This window comes from Streptomyces sp. NPDC002690, assembly GCF_053592415.1.
In genome coordinates, this window is record NZ_JBSFVR010000058.1 from 1 (window position 1) to 17,865 (window position 17,865).

Genomic DNA, 17,865 nt, shown 5'->3' on the forward strand with positions numbered 1-17,865 from the left:
CCGTCGAGGCGGCGGCACCGGAACCCGAGCAGCTCCCGACGGGCCGCGCGGTGAACTCCGGCCCCGCCCCGGCCTGAGGCGGCGTACGGCGGGGTACGTGCTGGGCCGCACCCCGCCGGCCGCGGGCGCCCCCGGCACCCGGTGGCGGAGGCGCGTGCGGGCGACCCCATAAGATTGGGCCAAACCGACTTGGCCAATCCTGTTGGCCGAAGCGACACACCGTAGCCACACACCCCAACCCTTGAGGATCGCTGCATGCCTGGCATCACGCGCGAGGAGGTCGCCCACCTCGCCCGGCTGGCGCGTCTGGAGCTGAAGGGCGAAGAGCTCGATCACTTCGCCGGTCAGCTCGACGACATCATCGGCGCGGTCGCCCGCGTCTCCGAGGTCGCCGACCAAGACGTACCGCCGACCTCCCACCCGCTGCCGCTGACCAACGTCATGCGGGCCGACGTGGTCCGCCCGTCGCTCACCGCCGAGCAGGCGCTCTCCGGCGCTCCCGCCCAGGAGCAGCAGCGTTTCAAGGTGCCGCAGATCCTGGGGGAGGACTAACAGCCATGACGGACCACAGCATCATCATCAAGCTCACCGCGGCCGAGATCGCGTCGGCCATCGCCGCCGGCGAACTCACCGCCGTCGAGGTCACCGAGGCCCACCTGGCCCGGATCGAGGCCGTCGACGAGAAGGTCCACGCCTTCCTGCACATCGACCGCGAGGGCGCGCTCGCGCAGGCCCGCGCCGTCGACGCGAAGAAGGCCGCCGGCGAGAAGCTCGGCCCGCTGGCCGGCGTCCCGCTCGCGCTGAAGGACATCTTCACCACGAAGGACATGCCGACCACCGTCGGCTCGAAGATCCTCGAAGGCTGGGTCCCGCCGTACGACGCGACCCTGACGCGCAAGCTGCGCGAGGCCGACGTCGTCATCCTCGGCAAGACCAACATGGACGAGTTCGCCATGGGGTCCTCCACCGAGAACAGCGCCTACGGCCCGACCGGCAACCCGTGGGACCTCACCCGCATCCCCGGCGGCTCCGGCGGCGGTTCCTCCGCCGCGCTCGCCTCGTACCAGGCGCCGCTGGCCATCGGCACGGACACCGGTGGCTCGATCCGCCAGCCCGCCGCAGTCACCGGCACCGTCGGCGTCAAGCCGACCTACGGCTCGGTCTCCCGCTACGGCATGGTCGCCTTCTCGTCCTCCCTCGACCAGGGCGGGCCCTGCGCCCGTACGGTCCTGGACGCGGCGCTGCTGCACGAGGCCATCGCCGGGCACGACCCGATGGACTCCACCTCCATCGACGCCCCCGTCCCGCCGGTCGTCGAGGCCGCGCGCAACGGCTCCGTCGCGGGCCTGCGGGTCGGCGTCGTGAAGCAGTTCTCGGGCGAGGGCTACCAGGCCGGCGTCGTCCAGCGCTTCAACGAGTCGGTCGAGCTGCTCCGCTCGCTCGGCGCCACCGTCGTCGAGCTGGACTGCCCCTCCTTCGACCTGGCGCTCTCCGCGTACTACCTGATCGCGCCGTCCGAGTGCTCCTCGAACCTGGCCCGCTTCGACGCCATGCGCTACGGCCTACGGGTCGGCGACGACGGCACGAAGTCCGCCGAGGAGGTCACCGCCCTCACCCGTGAGGCAGGCTTCGGCGACGAGGTCAAGCGCCGCATCATCCTCGGTACGTACGCCCTGAGCTCCGGCTACTACGACGCGTACTACGGCTCGGCGCAGAAGGTCCGCACCCTCATCACCCGCGAGTTCGAGAAGGCGTTCGAGCAGGTCGACGTCATCGTGTCGCCGACCACGCCGACCACCGCCTTCCCGATCGGCGAGCGCGCCGACGACCCGATGGCGATGTACCTCGCGGACCTCTGCACCATCCCGACGAACCTCGCCGGCAACTCCGCCATGTCGCTGCCCTGCGGCCTGGCGCCCGAGGACGGCCTGCCGGTCGGTCTCCAGATCATCGCCCCCGCGATGCAGGACGACCGGCTCTACAAGGTCGGAGCCGCGGTCGAGGCCGCCTTCGTGGAACAGTGGGGTCACCCGCTGCTTGAGGAGGCTCCGTCGCTGTGAGTGCCATGGCAAAGAAGGCCAAGAACTTCAAGAAGTCCAAGACCGGTCTGTACGTCTCGCTGGGCTCCACCGCCTTCGGGGCGATCAGCGTCGCCAAGCAGGCGAAGCTGGCGCGCAACGACAACGACGTGCTCCGGCTGATCGACGCGGCCGTCTCCGCCGCCGCGATCGTCACCGGTCTCGCGATCCTGTACCGCGAACTGAAGCGTCTCGGCGACGACGACGTCCTGCTGGGCTGAGAGGGAAAGTTTCACCGTGACTGTCATTGACCTGGTGTCGTACGAGGACGCTCTCGCGACGTACGACCCCGTCATGGGCCTCGAAGTCCATGTCGAGCTGGGCACCAAGACCAAGATGTTCTGCGGCTGCTCCACCGAGCTCAAGCAGGACGCCAACTCGCAGACCTGCCCGGTCTGCCTCGGTCTGCCCGGCGCACTCCCCGTCGTCAACGAGATCGGCGTCGAGTCCGCCATCAAGATCGGCCTCGCGCTGAACTGCGAGATCGCCGAGTGGTGCCGCTTCGCCCGGAAGAACTACTTCTATCCGGACATGCCGAAGAACTTCCAGACCTCCCAGTACGACGAGCCGATCGCCTTCAACGGCTATCTGGACGTCCAGCTGGAGGACGGGGAGATCTTCCGCGTGCAGATCGAGCGCGCCCACATGGAGGAGGACACCGGCAAGTCGACGCACGTCGGCGGTGCCACCGGCCGCATCCACGGCGCCTCGCACTCGCTGCTCGACTACAACCGCGCCGGCATTCCCCTCATCGAGATCGTCACCAAGCCGATCGAGGGAGCGGGCGCCCGCGCCCCCGAGGTCGCCAAGGCGTACGTCGCCGAACTCCGCGAGCTCATCAAGGCGCTCGGCGTCTCGGAAGCCCGCATGGAGATGGGCCAGATGCGCTGCGACGTGAACCTGTCGCTGCGCCCCAACGGCACCGAGACCTTCGGTACCCGCTCCGAGACGAAGAACGTGAACTCCCTGCGTTCCGTCGAGCGCGCCGCCCGGTTCGAGATCCAGCGGCACGCCGCGGTGCTCTCCTCCGGCGGCACGATCGTGCAGGAGACCCGGCACTTCCACGAGGAGGACGGCTCCACCACGGCCGGCCGCATCAAGGACAACGCCGAGGACTACCGCTACTTCCCCGAGCCGGACCTGGTGCCGGTCGCCCCGGCCCGCGAGTGGGTCGAGGAGCTCCGCAAGGGCCTCCCCGAGCTGCCGCGCGTGCGCCGCAACCGGCTCCGCGAGGAGTGGGGCGTCTCCGAGTTCGACATGCAGTCGATCCTCAACGCCGGTGCCGTCGACCTGATCGTCGCCACCACCGAGGCGGGCGCCCCGTCCGACCAGGCCCGCAAGTGGTGGATGGGCGAGCTGGCCCGCAACGCCAACGAGACCGGCCGCGGCCTCGACGAGCTGCCCATCACGCCGGCCGAGGTCGCCCGGGTGACCGAGCTCGTCGCCTCGGGCGACCTCAACGACAAGCTGGCCCGCCAGGTCATCGAGGGTGTCCTCGCGGGCGAGGGCGACCCGGACGCCGTCGTCGAGAAGCGCGGCCTCAAGGTCGTCTCGGACGAGGGCGCGCTGTCCACGGCCGTGGACGAAGCCATCGCCGCCAACGCGGGCATCGCGGACAAGATCCGGGCCGGCAAGGTCGCGGCGGCGGGCGCGCTCGTCGGCGCGGTCATGAAGGCCACCCGTGGCCAGGCCGACGCCGCCCGGGTCCGCGAGCTGATCCTGGAGAAGCTCGGCGTCGAGGGCTGACCCCTCCCCGCACGCGGCTTCGTTCGTACGAAGGGGCGACGCATCCCGGTATCGGGTGCGCCGCCCCTTCGCGCGTGCGCCGACCGCACAGAGTCGTCTCCGTCCCACCTTTCCGCGCCCGCCCCCGTCGGCGGGCCCGTCGGCCCCGGAGGGTCCGCTGAACACCGTGCTCGCCGCGACCGTCTCCGTCGCCGTCCTCCTCGCGGTCCTGGCGTTCGCCGTCGTCCGCCCGCGCGGGCTGCCCGAGGCCGTGCTGGCCGTGCCCGCCGCCGTGCTGGTGGTGGCGATCGGGGCCGTACCGCTCAGCGAGGCGCGCGAGCAGACCGAGGACCTGCTTCCGGTCGTCGGATTCCTGGCCGCGATCCTCGTACTCGCCCAGCTCTGCGCCGACGAAGGGCTCTTCACGGCAGCCGGCGACCTGGTCGCCCGGATCTGCGGGGGCCGTACCGTACCGCTGCTCGGCGGGGTGTTCGTGGTGGCCTCGGTCATCACCGCCGTGCTCTCGCTGGACGCCACGGTCGTGCTGCTGACCCCCGTCGTCTTCGCCACCGCCGCCCGGGTGGGCGCGCGCCCGCGCCCGTACGTCTACGCCTGCGCGCACCTGGCGAACTCGGCGTCGCTGCTGCTGCCGGTCTCCAACCTCACCAACCTCCTCGCTTTCACCGCGAGCGGGCTCTCCTTCACCCGGTTCGCCGCGCTGATGACGCTGCCCTGGCTGGCCGCCATCGCCGTCGAGTACGTCGTCTTCCGCCGGGTCTTCGCCGAGGACCTGGCGGCCGGCGCCCACGCGCCGGACCCGGAGGCCGAACGCACCGAGGTGCCCGTCTTCACCCTGGTGGTGCTGGTGCTGACCCTGGTGGGGTTCGTCGTCACCTCCTTCGCGGGCGCGGAACCCCTCTGGGCGGCGCTGGCCGGCGCCCTGGTGCTCGGGGTGCGGGCGCTGGGGCAGCGCAGGACCACACCGCTGCGGCTGCTGCACTCGGCGAACGTGCCGTTCTGCCTGTTCGTGCTCGCCCTCGGCGTCGTGGTCAAGGCCGTCGTGGACCACGGGCTCGGCGACGGCATCGGCAAGGTGCTCCCCGACGGCTCCTCGCTGACCGCGCTGCTCGCCGTCGCGGCCGTCGCCGCCGTGCTGGCCAACCTGATCAACAACCTCCCCGCGATCCTCGCGTTGCTGCCGGTCGTCGCGGCGGCGGGCCCCGGGCCGTTGCTCGCCGCGCTGATCGGCGTCAACCTCGGCCCGAACCTGACGTACGTCGGCTCGCTGGCCACCCTGCTGTGGCGCCGCATCCTGCACGCCCACGACTCCCCGCCCGACCTCGGCCACTTCACCCGGCTCGGCCTGCTGACCGTCCCCGCCACGCTCGCCGTCTCCACGGTCGGGCTCTGGGGGGCGCTGCACCTGATCGGGGTGTGAACGGCCGTCCGGGGGCCGATTAGCCTCGTACGCATGAGCGAGAACGTGTACGTGGGCAACGCCGGAGCGGACGCGGCGCTGGACCGGGGATGGCTCCTCGGGCATTTCAAGGACGCCACCGACCCCCGCCACAGCGAGGACGTCGAGATCAAGTGGGGTGTCCACCCGCGGGGCGACGAGCGGGCCCAGTGGGTACGGGGCGAGGAGCGTACGGCGCTGCTGGTGCTCGTCAGCGGGCGGTTCCGGGTGGAGCTGCCCGGCCGGGACGTGGTGCTGTCGCGGCAGGGCGACTACGTCGTCTGGGGCCACGGCGTCGACCACTCCTGGTTCGCGGAGGAGGAATCGGTCGTGCTGACGGTCCGGTGGCCCTCGGTGCCCGGCTACGCGGTGCCCGACCCCGACGGATCCGGGCCGGGCTCGGAAGCGGACGTCCGTGCGAGTGTGTCCGCTGTGCGCACCGACGACGAAGGAGCCGCATGTTCGCTGTGAGCCTGGGTGAGGACGGAGCCGAACTCTGCCCGCTGGAGGTCTGGCAGGCCGAGGAGTTCCTCGCCCACATGGACCGGGCCCGACCCGCCCTCGATCCCTGGATCCCTTTCGCGACCTTCGCCACCGACCTGCCCTCCGCCCGTGCCCTGCTCCAGCGGTACGCGGACAAGCAGGCCGCCGACACCGGACGGCTGTACGGCATCCGGCTGGACGACGTCCTCGTCGGCGGTGTGATGTTCCGGACCTTCGACGCGGAAGCGGGCAACTGCGAGGTGGGCTGCTGGCTGGAGCCGGACGCCGCCGGACATGGCCTGGTGACACGTGCCGTGCACCTGCTCGTCGACTGGGCCGTCGACGTCCGGTCCATGCACCGGATCGAGTGGCACGCCTCCGCGGGGAACGCCCGGTCCATCGCCGTGGCCCGCCGGCTCGGCATGACCCGCGACGGGGTGATGCGAGAGAGTTACCCGTATCACGGTGAGCGTCACGACACCGAGATCTGGTCGGTCCTCGCCCCGGAATGGCGGGCCGCACGGGCGTGAGCCGGCCCTGACGGTGGCCGGCGGGCCGTGACGTTAAGAGGGTTCTCATACGAGACACCTAGCGTGCGGCGCATGAACACCTCCACCGCCAAGACCTCTACCGCCCCTGCCGCCGACGACGCGAGCAAGGAACAGCAGCCGCCCACGTCCGAAGCCGCCGACGCGGTGGCGCCGGGCGGCTCCCCGGCCACCGGGGAGAAGAACGGAACGTCCGGCCCGGACGTCCTGCGCAAGACCGACGGATCCGACGAGCCGGACGAGTTCGAGGGCCTGGACGAGGACCTGGACGAGGACCTGGACGACGACGAGGACGACGACGCGGCCTCCCGGGGCGTCGGCGCCGGTGCCGGTGCCGTCGTGTCGACCGCCCTCGGCGTCGTCGGCCTGGTCGGCGGCTGGACCGGAAAGGTCGCCTCCGAGCGCGAGACCCTGATCGGCCAGATCAAGACCTCCAGTGGTGGAAGTGCCGCCCAGCAGATCTCCGAGATCTACGGCGACTCCTGGCACACCACCGCCCTCGTGAACGGCATCTTCGCGATCCTCGCCCTGCTGGTCGGCGTCTTCGTGCTGGTACGGCCCGCCTTCGGGGCGCCCTCCGCGAAGCCGCAGCCGTCCTGGATCCGTTCCGTCGCCCTCGGCGGTGTGGTGCTCGGCGCGATCGGTCTGGTCCTCTCGATCGCGATGTTCTTCGACCTGATCGTCGGGCTGCCCAGCACCTGAGGTTCCCGTACGAGCGGCGACCGGCTCCCTGCGGAGGGCCGGTCGCCGAGGGCCGTCCCGGCCCTCAATCGACTTTCACCAGCAGAATCCGGTCGTCGCCCGGCTTCGGGTCGCCGCGTCCGTCGGTGTTGCCCGTCACCAGCCACAGCCGGTCGCCGCCCGCCGCGACCACCGTCCGCAGCCTGCCGTACGTCCCCTCCAGGAACGCCTGCGGCTTCGCCAGGGGCTCCTGCGCCGAGCCGGACAGCGGAATCCGCCAGAGCCGCTCGCCGCGCAGCCCCGCCATCCAGATCGAGCCCTTCGCGTACGCGATCCCGCTGGGAGACGCCTCAGCAGTCTTCCACTGGGCGACCGGGTCGATGAAGTCGCCGCCCGCGCCCTTCGGCGCGATGCCCTCGACCTCGGGCCAGCCGTAGTTGCCGCCCGGCTCGATCAGGTTCAGCTCGTCCCAGGTGTCCTGGCCGAACTCCGAGGCCCACAGCCGTTTCTCGCGGTCCCACGCCAGACCCTGCACATTGCGGTGACCGGGCGAGTAGACCACCGAGTCCGCCTCGGGATTGCCGTGCACCGGTTCCCCGTCCGGCGTCATCCGAAGGATCTTGCCCGCCAGCGAGTCCTCGTCCTGGGCCAGCCCGTCGTCGCCGGTCTCGCCGGTGCCCGCGTACAGCATCCGGTCCGGACCGAAGGCGATCCGGCCGCCGTTGTGGACCGCGCCCTTCGGGATGCCGCGCAGGATGGTGTCCGGCGCCCCCAACTGCTCACCGGCGGGCCGTCGTTCGTCGTACACCAGCCGGGCGATGCGGTTGTCGGACTCGGTGGTGAAGTACGCGTACACCTGGTGGTCGGCGCCGTACGTCGCGGAGACGGCGAGCCCCAGCAGCCCGCCCTCGCCGGCCGGTGACACCCCGGGGACCGACCCCAGCAGCGTCTTCTTCCCGGTCTCGGCGTCCACCCGGGTCACCGTGCCCTCGTCCCGGGACGAGACCAGGAGGTCGCCGCCCGGCAGTACCGCGAGGCCCCAGGGGGAGTCCAGGCCGGTGGTGAGGGTGGAGACGACCTTCGCCGACCCTTCGGCGGGCGGCAGCGGAACCGTGGGGGAGGGGGAGGCGGACGACGAGGCCGCCCCGGTGGAGCCGGTCGCGCCGGGGGTCCCCGGTCCTCCCGGGTCCGCCGACGACGAACAGCCGGCCGTCAGCGCCAGGGCCGCCGCGAAGAGCGCCACCGCCGGCCTGCGCACCCCGGGAGTCCGCACCGGCCCACCACGAGCCGATCCGGCGCCCGCCGCTCCGGGCGCCGCACCGTCCGGCCCGTACGCCGCGCCGTGTGATCCCCGCACCGCACCGTCCGAGTACACCGCACCGTCTGATCCGAACACCGCACCGGGCACTGAACCAATCCTTCTCCGGGCCCGCCGGGCCCCGTCGTCCGCTCTCGGGTTCTGCGTGGAGGGCTCGGGGCCGTCCACCGCCCATGGTGCCCGTCCCGGCCCCCGGTACGCGGGCATCGCGCCGATTCGCGGGGCCGGGTCCCGGCGTACCCCGCCATCATCCGATCGGCCGATGGCGCTTCGAGCCCGATGGGCGATGCCCCGCACGCCGCCGGGCAACGAGCATCGGGGTATGTCAGTCATCGAAGTCAGAGGCCTGCGCAAGGCCTACGGGGGCAGAGCCGTCGTCGACGGCGTGGACTTCACCGTCGAGGAGGGCGAGATCTTCGGGATTCTCGGCCCCAACGGCGCGGGCAAGACCACGACCGTCGAATGCGTCGGGGGACTGCGGGTTCCCGACGCCGGCACGGTACGGATCGCGGGCCTCGACCCGGTCGCCGACCGCGACCGCGTCACCCGCCTCCTGGGTGCCCAGCTGCAGGAGAGCGAGCTGCAGGCCAAACTCACCGTGCGGGAGGCCCTTGAGCTCTACAGCGCCTTCTACCGCGGACCTGCGGACTGGCGGCGGCTCGCGGGACGCCTCGGCCTGACCGAAAAGCTCGGCACGCGCTTCGGCAAGCTGAGCGGTGGTCAGAAACAGCGCCTGTTCATCGCGCTCGCCCTCGTCGGAGATCCCCGGGTCGTCGTCCTCGACGAACTCACCACCGGCCTCGACCCGCGTGCCCGTCGTGACACCTGGCAGCTGATCGAGGAGATCAGGGACGCGGGCGTCACGGTCCTGCTCGTCACGCACTTCATGGAGGAGGCCCAGCGCCTCTGTGACCGGATCGCGGTCATCGACCGGGGCAAGGTCGTCGCGCTGGACACCCCGGCCGGGGTGATCGGCCGGGCCGCGAGCTCGACCGTCATCTCCTTCACCCCTTCGGTCCCGCTCGACGAGCGGGAACTCGCGGTGCTGCCCGGCGTCACCTCCGTACTGGAGAGGGACCGCAGGCTCGTCGTCAGTGGCACCGACGAGACGGTGGACGCCGTGCTCTCGCTGCTCGCCGCACGGGGCATCACGGCCGGCCGGCTCCGGGTCGAGGACGCCACCCTCGACGAGGCGTTCCTCGACCTCACCTCCGACCTCACCTCCGACCTCACCGCCGACCTCACCGCTCAGGAGGGCTGAGATGAGTGCCCCGTCCGTTCCCGCCGACACCGCAGCGGTCAAGAGATCCGGCACCTTCGCCGCCGTACTCGCGGCGGAGGCCAGGCTCTTCGGCCGCGAACCGGCCGCGCTCTTCTGGATCATCGCGTTCCCGACCCTGCTGCTGACGATCCTCGGACTGATCCCGTCCTTCCGGGAGGCGGACGAGACACTCGGCGGCCTCCGTGTGATCGATCTCTACGTCCCCGTGGTGGTGCTCCTGTCGATGATCGTGGCCGGCGCGCAGACCATGCCCGGCGTCCTCACCGGCTACCGCGAGCGCGGCATCCTGCGCCGCCTGTCCACCACTCCCGCCAGCCCCAAGTCCCTTCTCGCCGCCCAGATTGTGCTGCACGGAGCGGCGATCCTGCTGTCCGTGCTCCTCGCCCTCGCCGTCGGCAGGCTGGCCTTCGGAGTCGAACTCCCGAAGCAGCTCACCGGCTACGCCCTGGCGGTCGTCCTCACCGCGCTCGCCGGGCTGGCCCTCGGCGCCACCATCTCCGCGCTCTCCCGCACCACGAGAATCGCGCAGACCGTCGGCACGATCGTCTTCTTCCCGATGATGTTCAGCGCCGGCGTCTGGGCTCCGGTGCGGACCATGCCCGACCTGCTCAGGGACATCGTCTCCCTGACGCCGGTCGGGGCTGCGGCCCAGGCGCTCGACCAGGCGGCCCGGGGGGACTGGCCGAGCTGGTCGCACCTCGGGATCACCGGCTTGTGGGCGGTGCTGCTGATCGGCGCCGCGGTCCGCTGGTTCCGCTGGGAGTGACCGTGCGGTCAGAGGCCGGCGGGGGAGTGCCAACACCGGCCGTGCACGGCATCCTTGACCCCATGACAGGCCCGAACCGCAGTGCCGAGGAGCGGCGGCGGACGCTCTTCCGGTGGGGTCCTCACGGGCTGCTCGCCCTCGCGACCGCGGTGGGAGCGGCCTGCGCGGGCGTCTTCATGTCGCGCGCGCAGGTGTACGCGGCGGGGGCGCTCGTCGCCTCCGCGTTCCTCGTCCAACTGTGGTGGGGCAGGGCGAGGCGCGGACTGCCCGAGCGACGCGCGGCGGGACACCTCTACTACGCCGTACGCACGGTGATCGCCTTCGCCCTCACCTGGCTGAATCCGCTCTTCTCGATCTACGCGGTGTTCGGCTACTTCGACGCCGCCCATCTGCTGCCGCGGCGCTTCGTCAAGGCAGGGCTCCTGGCGACCGCCGTCACGATGGCGGGTTCGCAGTCCGGTGGACTGCCTCCCACGTCGACGAACACCTGGGTCCTGTTCGGGGCGATCTTCGCCCTCCACGCCACCCTGGTCATGACCTTCGGCAACATCGACAAGAAGGACGCCGAGGAGGCCAGGACCAAAGACGCCACCATGGGGGAACTGGAACGGACCAACGCCCGCCTGGAACAGGCCCTCGCGGAGAACGTCGGCCTGCACGCCCAACTCCTGCTCCAGGCCCGGGAAGCCGGGATGGACGACGAACGGCGCCGGCTCGCCGCCGAGATCCACGACACTCTCGCCCAGGGGCTCGCCGGAATCATCACCCAGCTCCAGGCGGTCACTGCGGCCGAAGACCCGGCCGTCGCCCGCGAGCACCTCGAACGCGCCCAGGCCCTGGCCCGGCAGAGCCTCGGCGAGGCCCGTCGCTCGGTGCGCGACCTCGGCCCGGGGGCCCTCGAACACGACGCGCTGCACGAGGCGCTGAGGAAGACCGTCGTCGAATGGTCCTCGCGGACGGGTGTACGGACCGAGTTCACCGCCACCGGTACCATCGAGCCCCTGCACGACGAGATCCAGGCCACGCTCCTGCGGATCACCCAGGAGGCCCTGGCCAACACCGCCCGGCACGCACACGCCACCCGCGTCGGTGTCACCCTCTCCTACCTGCGTGACGAGGTCGCCCTGGACGTACGCGACGACGGCCAAGGCTTCGATCCGCTCGCCCTGCCCCCGCTCAGCGAGTCGGGCGGCTTCGGACTCGGCGGGATGCGGGCCCGCGCCGAACGCCTCGCGGGGACCGTCGGCATCGAGTCCGAGCCGGGCGACGGCACCGCGATCTCCGCCCGATTGCCGTTGGCGCGCCGTGACTGAGCGGACGATCACCCTCATCGTCGTCGACGACCATCCCGTCGTCCGTGACGGGCTGCGCGGCATGTTCCGTTCCGCCCCTGACTTCGAGGTACTCGGCGAGGCGTCGAACGGCGTCGAGGCGGTGGAGCTGACCGGTCGACTCGACCCGGACGTCGTCCTGATGGATCTGCGGATGCCGGGTGGCGGCGGAGTCGACGCGATCGCCGAACTCGCGCGCAGGGGCGCCAGGAGCAGGGTCCTGGTCCTCACCACGTACGACACCGACTCCGACACCCTGCCCGCCATCGAGGCGGGCGCCACCGGCTATCTCCTCAAGGACGCCCCGCGCGAGGAACTCTTCGCGGCGGTACGCGCCGTCGCCGGCGGCCGTACGGTCCTGTCGCCCGCGACCGCGTCCCGGCTGGTCTCCCGGGTCCGCGCGCCGGCGGGCGCCCACACCGCCCTGAGCGCCCGCGAGCGCGAAGTCCTCGTCCTTGTCGCCAAGGGCTCCGCGAACCGGGAGATCGCCCGCACCCTGTTCATCAGCGAGGCGACGGTCAAGACCCATCTCGCACACGTGTACGCGAAGCTGGGCGTCGGCGATCGCGCTGCCGCGGTGGCCGCCGGATACGACCGGGGAATCCTGGGCGACGCGCACCGGCGCTGACGACCGCGCCGATCACGCCGGTCCGGCGACGGCGGGCACCCGAGGGGCCCGGCCCCCGGCAGTGCTCAGTCCCACGAGCCGATAGCCCCGGCCCCCGGCAGTGCTCAGTCCCACGAGCCGATAGCCCCGGCCCCCGGCAGTGCTCAGTCCCACGAGCCGAGGGCCCGCGGGAGCGCGGCGATCTCGGCGAGATCGCGGTCGGTGAGCGCCAGTGCGGCGGCCCCGGCGTTCTCCACCGCCCACTCCTCCCGCTTGGCGCCCGGCACCGGCACCACGTGCGGGCCCTGCCGCAGCACCCATGCCAGCGCCACCTGCGCGGGCGTCGCCCCGTGCCGCTGCGCGACCCGGCGCAGCCCGGCCACCACCGGCTGGTTCGCGGCCATCATCTCGGCGGTGAACCGGGGGTGACGGGCCCGGGGGTCGTCCGGTTCGAAGCCCTGCCCCGGCTTCAGGGTGCCCGTGAGGTAGCCGCTGCCCAGCGGCATCGCGGCCAGCAGCCCCACCCCGCGCGCGGTGCACCAGGGCAGCAGGGACACCAGGGCCTCCGGCGACCACACCGACAGCTCCGCCTCGACCGCGCTGACCGGGAAGACCTGCTGCACCCGCTCCAACTGCCGGATCGTCGCGTCGTGCAGCCCCGCCCGGGACCGCCGAGGCACCAGCGCACCCACGGCACAGAGCCCCAGCGCCCGCACCTTCCCGGCGGTCACCAGCTCCGCCATCGCGCCCCAGGTCTCCTCCACGGGCACCTCCGGATCGGCGCGGTGCAGCTGGTACAGGTCGATCACATCGGTCTGCAACCGCCTCAGCGAGGCGTCGCAGGCCCTGCGCACGTACCCCGCGCGGCCGTTGGCGACGATGTGCTGATCCCCCACCAGCAGACCGCACTTGGTGGAGATGAAGGCGTCCTCCCGGCGTCCCTTCAACGCCCGGCCGACCAACAGTTCGTTGGTGAACGGGCCGTACATGTCCGCCGTGTCGAGCAGCCGGACCCCCGCGTCCAGGGCCGCGTGCACCGTACGCACCGAGCGCTCGCCGAGCCGTTGTGACGCGCTGTAGCCCCAACTCATCGTCATGCAGCCCAGTCCCACCGCGCCCACGGCGAGCGCCGCCCCACCGATCGTCCTGCGCTCCAACTCCCCGAACCCTCCCCAGGTCGTGCCACCGCCCAGGGCCCGCCCCGTGCTCGTCCCACGATAGGGAGTGGATCAGCACGTTGCGTCACGCGGCTCGGCGCGAAGGCGTCGTCCGCGGGTGCCGGGATGCCTCGCCGCAGCGTCCCGGAAACCTTCGCACAAGGGCTGTCCCGCCATTCCTGGCGGGTGCGCGGCACTGATCCACCACGCGTCGCGGGACAGCCTTAACCTCGGAACCATGACTTCCACTCCCCGCACCGACGTGTGGCTCCCCCTCCCCGCCGACTCGATGACCGGGCTCCCCGAGGGCCTCGACTACCACTTCTGGGACGGCGGAGCCGAGTTCCCGGCCGACCCGGCGCGGTGCGCCTTCTACGTGGTGCCGTACATGAAGGGACCCGAGGCGTCCGTGCGTCCGATCCCCCGGATGCGCGCGGTCCGGGTCGTGCAGACCCTTTCGGCCGGCACCGACCACGTGGAACCCGCCCTCGCGGGGCTCCCCGCCGGTGTGCGCCTCTGCAACGCCAAGGGGGTGCACGAGGCTTCGACCGCCGAACTCGCGCTCGCGCTGATACTCGCCTCGCTCCGGGACGTCCCGGGCTTCGTGCGGGGCCAGGACGCCGAGGAGTGGCGGTCCGGTTTCTACCCGGCGCTCGCCGACAAGTCCGTGCTCATCGTGGGCTACGGCTCGATCGGTTCGGCCATCGAGGACCGGCTCGCGCCCTTCGAGTGCGCACGGATCGAGCGCGTCGCGCGCACCCCCCGTACCACCGCGCGCGGGCCCGTACACGCCCTCGGTGAACTGCCCGCGCTGCTCCCGCGGGCCGACGTGGTGATCCTTTCCACCCCGCTGAACCCCTCCACGCGAGGGCTGGTGGACGCCGCGTTCCTCGCCGCGATGCCGGACGGCGCGCTGCTGGTGAACGTCGCCCGGGGGCCCGTCGTGGACACCAAGGCGCTGCTGGTCGAACTGGAGTCGGGGCGGTTGCGGGCCGCGCTCGACGTCACCGACCCGGAACCGCTGCCGGCGGGGCATCCGCTCTGGCATGCTCCCCACGTTCTGATCAGTCCGCACGTGGGCGGCAGCACGTCCGCGTTCCTGCCGCGCGCCAAGCGGCTGATCGCCGGTCAGCTGACCCGTTTCGCGGCGGGGGAGCCCGTTCTCAACGTCGTGCACACCACCGCCTGACAGCGTTCCGGAACCGCGTTGTCGCGCCCTGTGCGCACAACACCCCAGGTCGTCACGGAGAGTAGAGAGAGTATGGCTTTGCGTGACGAGTCTGGTGTATCGTCCAGAGGCGGGGGCTGCGCCGTGGAAGGACGGCGGCGGGGCGGGCAGCTGGACGCGAGGGGGCAGTGGGCGATGTGCGGCCAAATGCGGGACGGACGGACGCCGAACCGGCGGCAGCGGTCTTCGGCGGGAGCGCTGCCGGGCAGCCGCCTGCCGTCGCGACCGGTGCCGCGCCGTGTGCCGGCGGGACTTCCGCGACACTCCCCAGGGGCCGTCCGGTGAGCGCCCTGGACGCATCGCTCTCCCGCCGGACGACCGTGTCCGCCCGCGCGAGGGTGCTGCCCCAGGTCCTGCTCGCCCTCGTCTGCGCGGGGTACGCCGTCGGTGCCGCCGTCGGCTGGGGGTCGACCCGACTGGCGCTCTTCATGGGCGACTTCGGCCTCAGTCTGGCGGCCCTCATCGCCTCCGTCTCCTGCTTCCTGTACGCGGGCGCGGCCGGCCGGCCCGCCCGGGCCGCCTGGCTGCTCTTCTCGTTCTCCTCCGCGATGGCCGCCAGTGGCAACGCCGTCTGGGGCTGGTACGAAGTCGTCCTCCGTGACCACGTACCCCCGCTCTCCGCCGCCGACTTCTTCTTCCTCTGCTTCGCCCCGCCCGCGATCATCGGACTCCTGGTGCTCGCCAAGCGCCCGGTCAACCGCGCCGGCTGGTTCTGCCTGGTGCTCGACAGCTGGCTCATCGGCGGATCGCTGCTCACCCTCTCCTGGAGCCTCGCCCTCGCCCACACCACCGACGTCGTCGGCGACGGGGAGAGCGTCGCCCGCGCCGCACTGTCGCTGGCCTATCCGCTGCTCGACATCGTGCTCGTCTCGATGGTCCTGGCCCTGCACTTCCGGCAGAACAGCGCCAACCGCTCGGCGGTCAACACCGCCATCGCCGGACTCGCCCTGACCGTCGTCAGCGACGCCCTGTTCACCTCGCCGCTGCTCCGCTCGACCTACCACTCGGGGCAGCTCCTCGACGCCGGCTGGTTCGCCGGCTCGCTCCTGCTCGCCTACGCGCCCTGGGGCGTACGGCACACGGCCGCGCACCCCGGGTTCGACGAACGACCCGGCCGGGCGGGGCGCGCCACCAGCCGCCCGATCGCCGGATCGCTCGCCGCGCTCACGCCCTACCTCGCCGCCGCCGTCTGCACCCTCGGCATCCTGTACAACGTCGTCGAGGGCCGCCGGGTGGACGCCGTGGTGGTCTTCACCGGCTGTGCGGTCGTGCTGGCCCTCGTGCTGCGCCAGGCGATCATGCTGCTGGACAACCTCACCCTCACCCAGGAACTCGCCCAGCAGGAGAACCACTTCCGCTCCCTGGTCCAGGGCTCCAGCGACGTCATCATGATCGCCGACCCCAACGGCAAACTCCGCTACGTCAGTCCGGCGGCGGCAGGCGTCTACGGCTGCCCGGCGGAAGACCTGCTCGAAACCGAACTCATCTCGATCATCCACCCCGACGACCGCGGCAGAGTCGTCCACCAGGTGCGGCGCTTCCTCGCCGCCCACCCCGCCGAGGAGCCCACCACCCGGATCGAGTGCCGCTTCCGGTCCGGCGCCGGGGACTGGCTCAACGTCGAGTCCACCGTCAACCGCCACCACGGCGGACTCCTGCTCAACAGCCGCGACGTCACCGAACGCGTCCGCCTCCAGGCCCAGTTGCAGCACAACGCCGAACACGACCCGCTCACCGACCTGCCCAACCGGGCGCTCTTCACCACCCGGGTACGCCAGGCCCTCGGCGGGCGGCGCGCGGGCGACCTCGGCACCGCCGTGCTCTTCATCGACCTCGACGGCTTCAAAGCCGTCAACGACACCATCGGGCACCAGGCGGGCGACGAACTCCTCGTGCAGGCAGCCCAGCGACTCGCCGACTCCGTCCGGGCCGGGGACACCGCCGCCCGGCTCGGCGGCGACGAGTTCGCCGCACTGATCCTCGGCGACGGCACCCGCGACCAGGCCGCCCGGGAGTACCAGGTCCACGAGATCGCGGACCGGCTGCGCCTCACCCTCTCCCAGCCCTACCTCATCGGCCCCGGCGAGGTACGGGTGGCGGCCTCCATCGGCGTCGCCTTCACCGAGCCCGGGATCACCCCCAACGACCTGATGCGCAACGCCGACCTCGCGATGTACCGCGCCAAGGCCGCCGGCAAGGACCGGGTCGAGCTGTACGCCCCCCAGATGCAGGCCGACGTGGTGCGCCGCTCCGAGCTCGCGGTCCGTCTGCGCACCGCCCTGCGCGACGGCGAGTTCGCCCTGCTCCACCAGCCCGTGGTGCACCTCGCCAGTGGCACCGTCGCCGCGGTGGCCGCCCAGGCGCGCTGGCGGTCCACCCAGGGCATCCTCTTCACCCCCGCCGAATTCCTGCGCACCGCCGACGACGGCGACCGCACCGCCGAGCTCGGCCGCTGGCTCCTGGAGGAAGCCGTCCAGCAGGCCGCCGAGCGCACCAGGGCCGGGTACCCGGTCTCCGTGTCCGTCCGGCTCTCCGCCGGGCGGCTGCTGGACAACGCACTGCCCTTCGGCTCCGTCGAGGCGCTGCTGACCCGGCACGGCCTGCCCTCCGGCGCCCTGATGATCGAAGTGGGCGACAGTGACCCCCGGATCTCCTTCGACGAACTCGAACGCCGCCTCGTGGCGCTGCGCCGCCTCGGTGTGCGCATCGCGCTCGACGGCTTCGGCAGCGGGTACGCCGCCATCAACGCGCTGCGCCGTCTCCCCGTCGACGTACTCAAACTCGACCGGGGCCTCGTCGAGGGCGTGGTGGAGTCGGCCCGGCTGCACAAGATCACCAGCGGGCTGCTGCGGATCGCCTGCGATCTCGGTATGCAGTCGGTGGCGGACGGTGTGGACGTCCCGGAGCAGGTGCTCGCGCTGCGCGCCATGGGGTGCACCCACGGCCAGGGGATGGCCTTCTCGGGCCCGCTGGACGAGTACCGGCTGCGCCACGCGCTGCGGCGCGGACACTTCCCCGTACCCGGCGTACCGGCCGCTCAGCCCGTTCTCGCCGGGGGGTCGCCGCCCCGGCTGAGCGGCTCACATGATGAGACGTCCGTCCCACCCGCTTGACACGGTCGGCGTGCCGGAGAGAGGGTCAATGCCATGCGCACCCGAATTCTCGTACTTGGAAAGCGCGTCGGCTGAAGCGGAGTCGTACGACA

At 72.0% G+C, this 17,865-nt stretch carries 16 protein-coding genes; 14 read left to right on the forward strand and 2 right to left on the reverse strand.

Annotated features, from left to right (window positions below; translation table 11 throughout):
- The first annotated feature begins 255 nt into the window (after positions 1-255).
- The 8 genes from gatC (at position 256) to ACWD3D_RS10795 (ending at position 6,992) form a co-directional block, all read left to right on the forward strand.
- A complete protein-coding gene (gatC, locus tag ACWD3D_RS10760) occupies positions 256-552 on the forward strand; it encodes an Asp-tRNA(Asn)/Glu-tRNA(Gln) amidotransferase subunit GatC (protein ID WP_266709411.1) in 297 nt (98 codons plus the stop codon).
- A 5-nt stretch (positions 553-557) separates the two neighbouring features.
- Complete coding sequence (gene gatA / locus ACWD3D_RS10765) at positions 558-2,060, forward strand: Asp-tRNA(Asn)/Glu-tRNA(Gln) amidotransferase subunit GatA (RefSeq protein WP_387368475.1); 1,503 nt, start codon at positions 558-560, stop codon at positions 2,058-2,060.
- A gap of 5 nt (positions 2,061-2,065) precedes the next feature.
- On the forward strand, positions 2,066-2,299 hold the full coding sequence (locus ACWD3D_RS10770) for a hypothetical protein (RefSeq protein ID WP_073727053.1): 234 nt from the start codon (positions 2,066-2,068) through the stop codon (positions 2,297-2,299).
- Positions 2,300-2,315: 16 nt separating this feature from the next.
- A complete protein-coding gene (gene gatB, locus ACWD3D_RS10775) occupies positions 2,316-3,824 on the forward strand; it encodes an Asp-tRNA(Asn)/Glu-tRNA(Gln) amidotransferase subunit GatB (protein ID WP_451460552.1) in 1,509 nt (502 codons plus the stop codon).
- 157 nt (positions 3,825-3,981) lie between these two features.
- Positions 3,982-5,241 carry an SLC13 family permease gene (locus ACWD3D_RS10780; RefSeq protein ID WP_451460568.1) on the forward strand — a complete coding sequence of 420 codons (1,260 nt, stop codon included), beginning with the start codon at positions 3,982-3,984 and terminating at the stop codon, positions 5,239-5,241.
- Between the two features lie 33 nt (positions 5,242-5,274).
- The gene (locus tag ACWD3D_RS10785) at positions 5,275-5,730 is read left to right on the forward strand and encodes a signal peptidase I (protein WP_451460553.1); all 456 of its coding nucleotides are present in this window, start codon (positions 5,275-5,277) and stop codon (positions 5,728-5,730) included.
- Entirely contained in the window at positions 5,718-6,272 is a 555-nt protein-coding gene (locus ACWD3D_RS10790) for a GNAT family N-acetyltransferase (RefSeq protein WP_451460554.1), read from the forward strand. The genes ACWD3D_RS10785 and ACWD3D_RS10790 overlap by 13 nt, the downstream gene beginning before the upstream one ends.
- Before the next feature lie 72 nt (positions 6,273-6,344).
- On the forward strand, positions 6,345-6,992 hold the full coding sequence (locus tag ACWD3D_RS10795; protein ID WP_451460555.1) for a hypothetical protein: 648 nt from the start codon (positions 6,345-6,347) through the stop codon (positions 6,990-6,992).
- A gap of 64 nt (positions 6,993-7,056) precedes the next feature.
- Here the strand turns inward: ACWD3D_RS10795 and ACWD3D_RS10800 are convergent, their stop codons facing one another.
- Positions 7,057-8,229, reverse strand: a complete 1,173-nt coding sequence (locus tag ACWD3D_RS10800) for a PQQ-dependent sugar dehydrogenase (protein WP_451460556.1) — start codon at positions 8,227-8,229, stop codon at positions 7,057-7,059.
- A 382-nt stretch (positions 8,230-8,611) separates the two neighbouring features.
- On the opposite strand from ACWD3D_RS10800, the gene ACWD3D_RS10805 reads away from it, so the two are divergent.
- From ACWD3D_RS10805 to ACWD3D_RS10820, 4 genes are all read left to right on the forward strand, one after another.
- The gene (locus ACWD3D_RS10805; RefSeq protein WP_451460557.1) at positions 8,612-9,550 is read left to right on the forward strand and encodes an ABC transporter ATP-binding protein; all 939 of its coding nucleotides are present in this window, start codon (positions 8,612-8,614) and stop codon (positions 9,548-9,550) included.
- A gap of 1 nt (position 9,551) precedes the next feature.
- On the forward strand, positions 9,552-10,337 hold the full coding sequence (locus ACWD3D_RS10810) for an ABC transporter permease (protein WP_451460558.1): 786 nt from the start codon (positions 9,552-9,554) through the stop codon (positions 10,335-10,337).
- Positions 10,338-10,399: 62 nt separating this feature from the next.
- On the forward strand, positions 10,400-11,650 hold the full coding sequence (locus tag ACWD3D_RS10815; RefSeq protein WP_451460559.1) for a sensor histidine kinase: 1,251 nt from the start codon (positions 10,400-10,402) through the stop codon (positions 11,648-11,650).
- On the forward strand, positions 11,643-12,296 hold the full coding sequence (locus ACWD3D_RS10820) for a response regulator (protein WP_451460560.1): 654 nt from the start codon (positions 11,643-11,645) through the stop codon (positions 12,294-12,296). Before ACWD3D_RS10815 ends, ACWD3D_RS10820 begins: the two co-directional genes overlap by 8 nt.
- 143 nt (positions 12,297-12,439) lie before the next feature.
- Here ACWD3D_RS10820 and ACWD3D_RS10825 read toward each other — a convergent pair whose 3' ends face one another.
- Positions 12,440-13,396: an aldo/keto reductase gene (locus tag ACWD3D_RS10825; RefSeq protein WP_451460569.1), complete on the reverse strand. Its 957-nt coding sequence runs from the start codon at positions 13,394-13,396 to the stop codon at positions 12,440-12,442.
- A gap of 274 nt (positions 13,397-13,670) precedes the next feature.
- Between ACWD3D_RS10825 and ACWD3D_RS10830 the strand changes: the two genes are divergently transcribed.
- On the forward strand, positions 13,671-14,621 hold the full coding sequence (locus ACWD3D_RS10830; RefSeq protein WP_451460561.1) for a 2-hydroxyacid dehydrogenase: 951 nt from the start codon (positions 13,671-13,673) through the stop codon (positions 14,619-14,621).
- Positions 14,622-14,941: 320 nt separating this feature from the next.
- Positions 14,942-17,773, forward strand: a complete 2,832-nt coding sequence (locus ACWD3D_RS10835; RefSeq protein WP_451460562.1) for a putative bifunctional diguanylate cyclase/phosphodiesterase — start codon at positions 14,942-14,944, stop codon at positions 17,771-17,773.
- Positions 17,774-17,865: the final 92 nt, after the last annotated feature.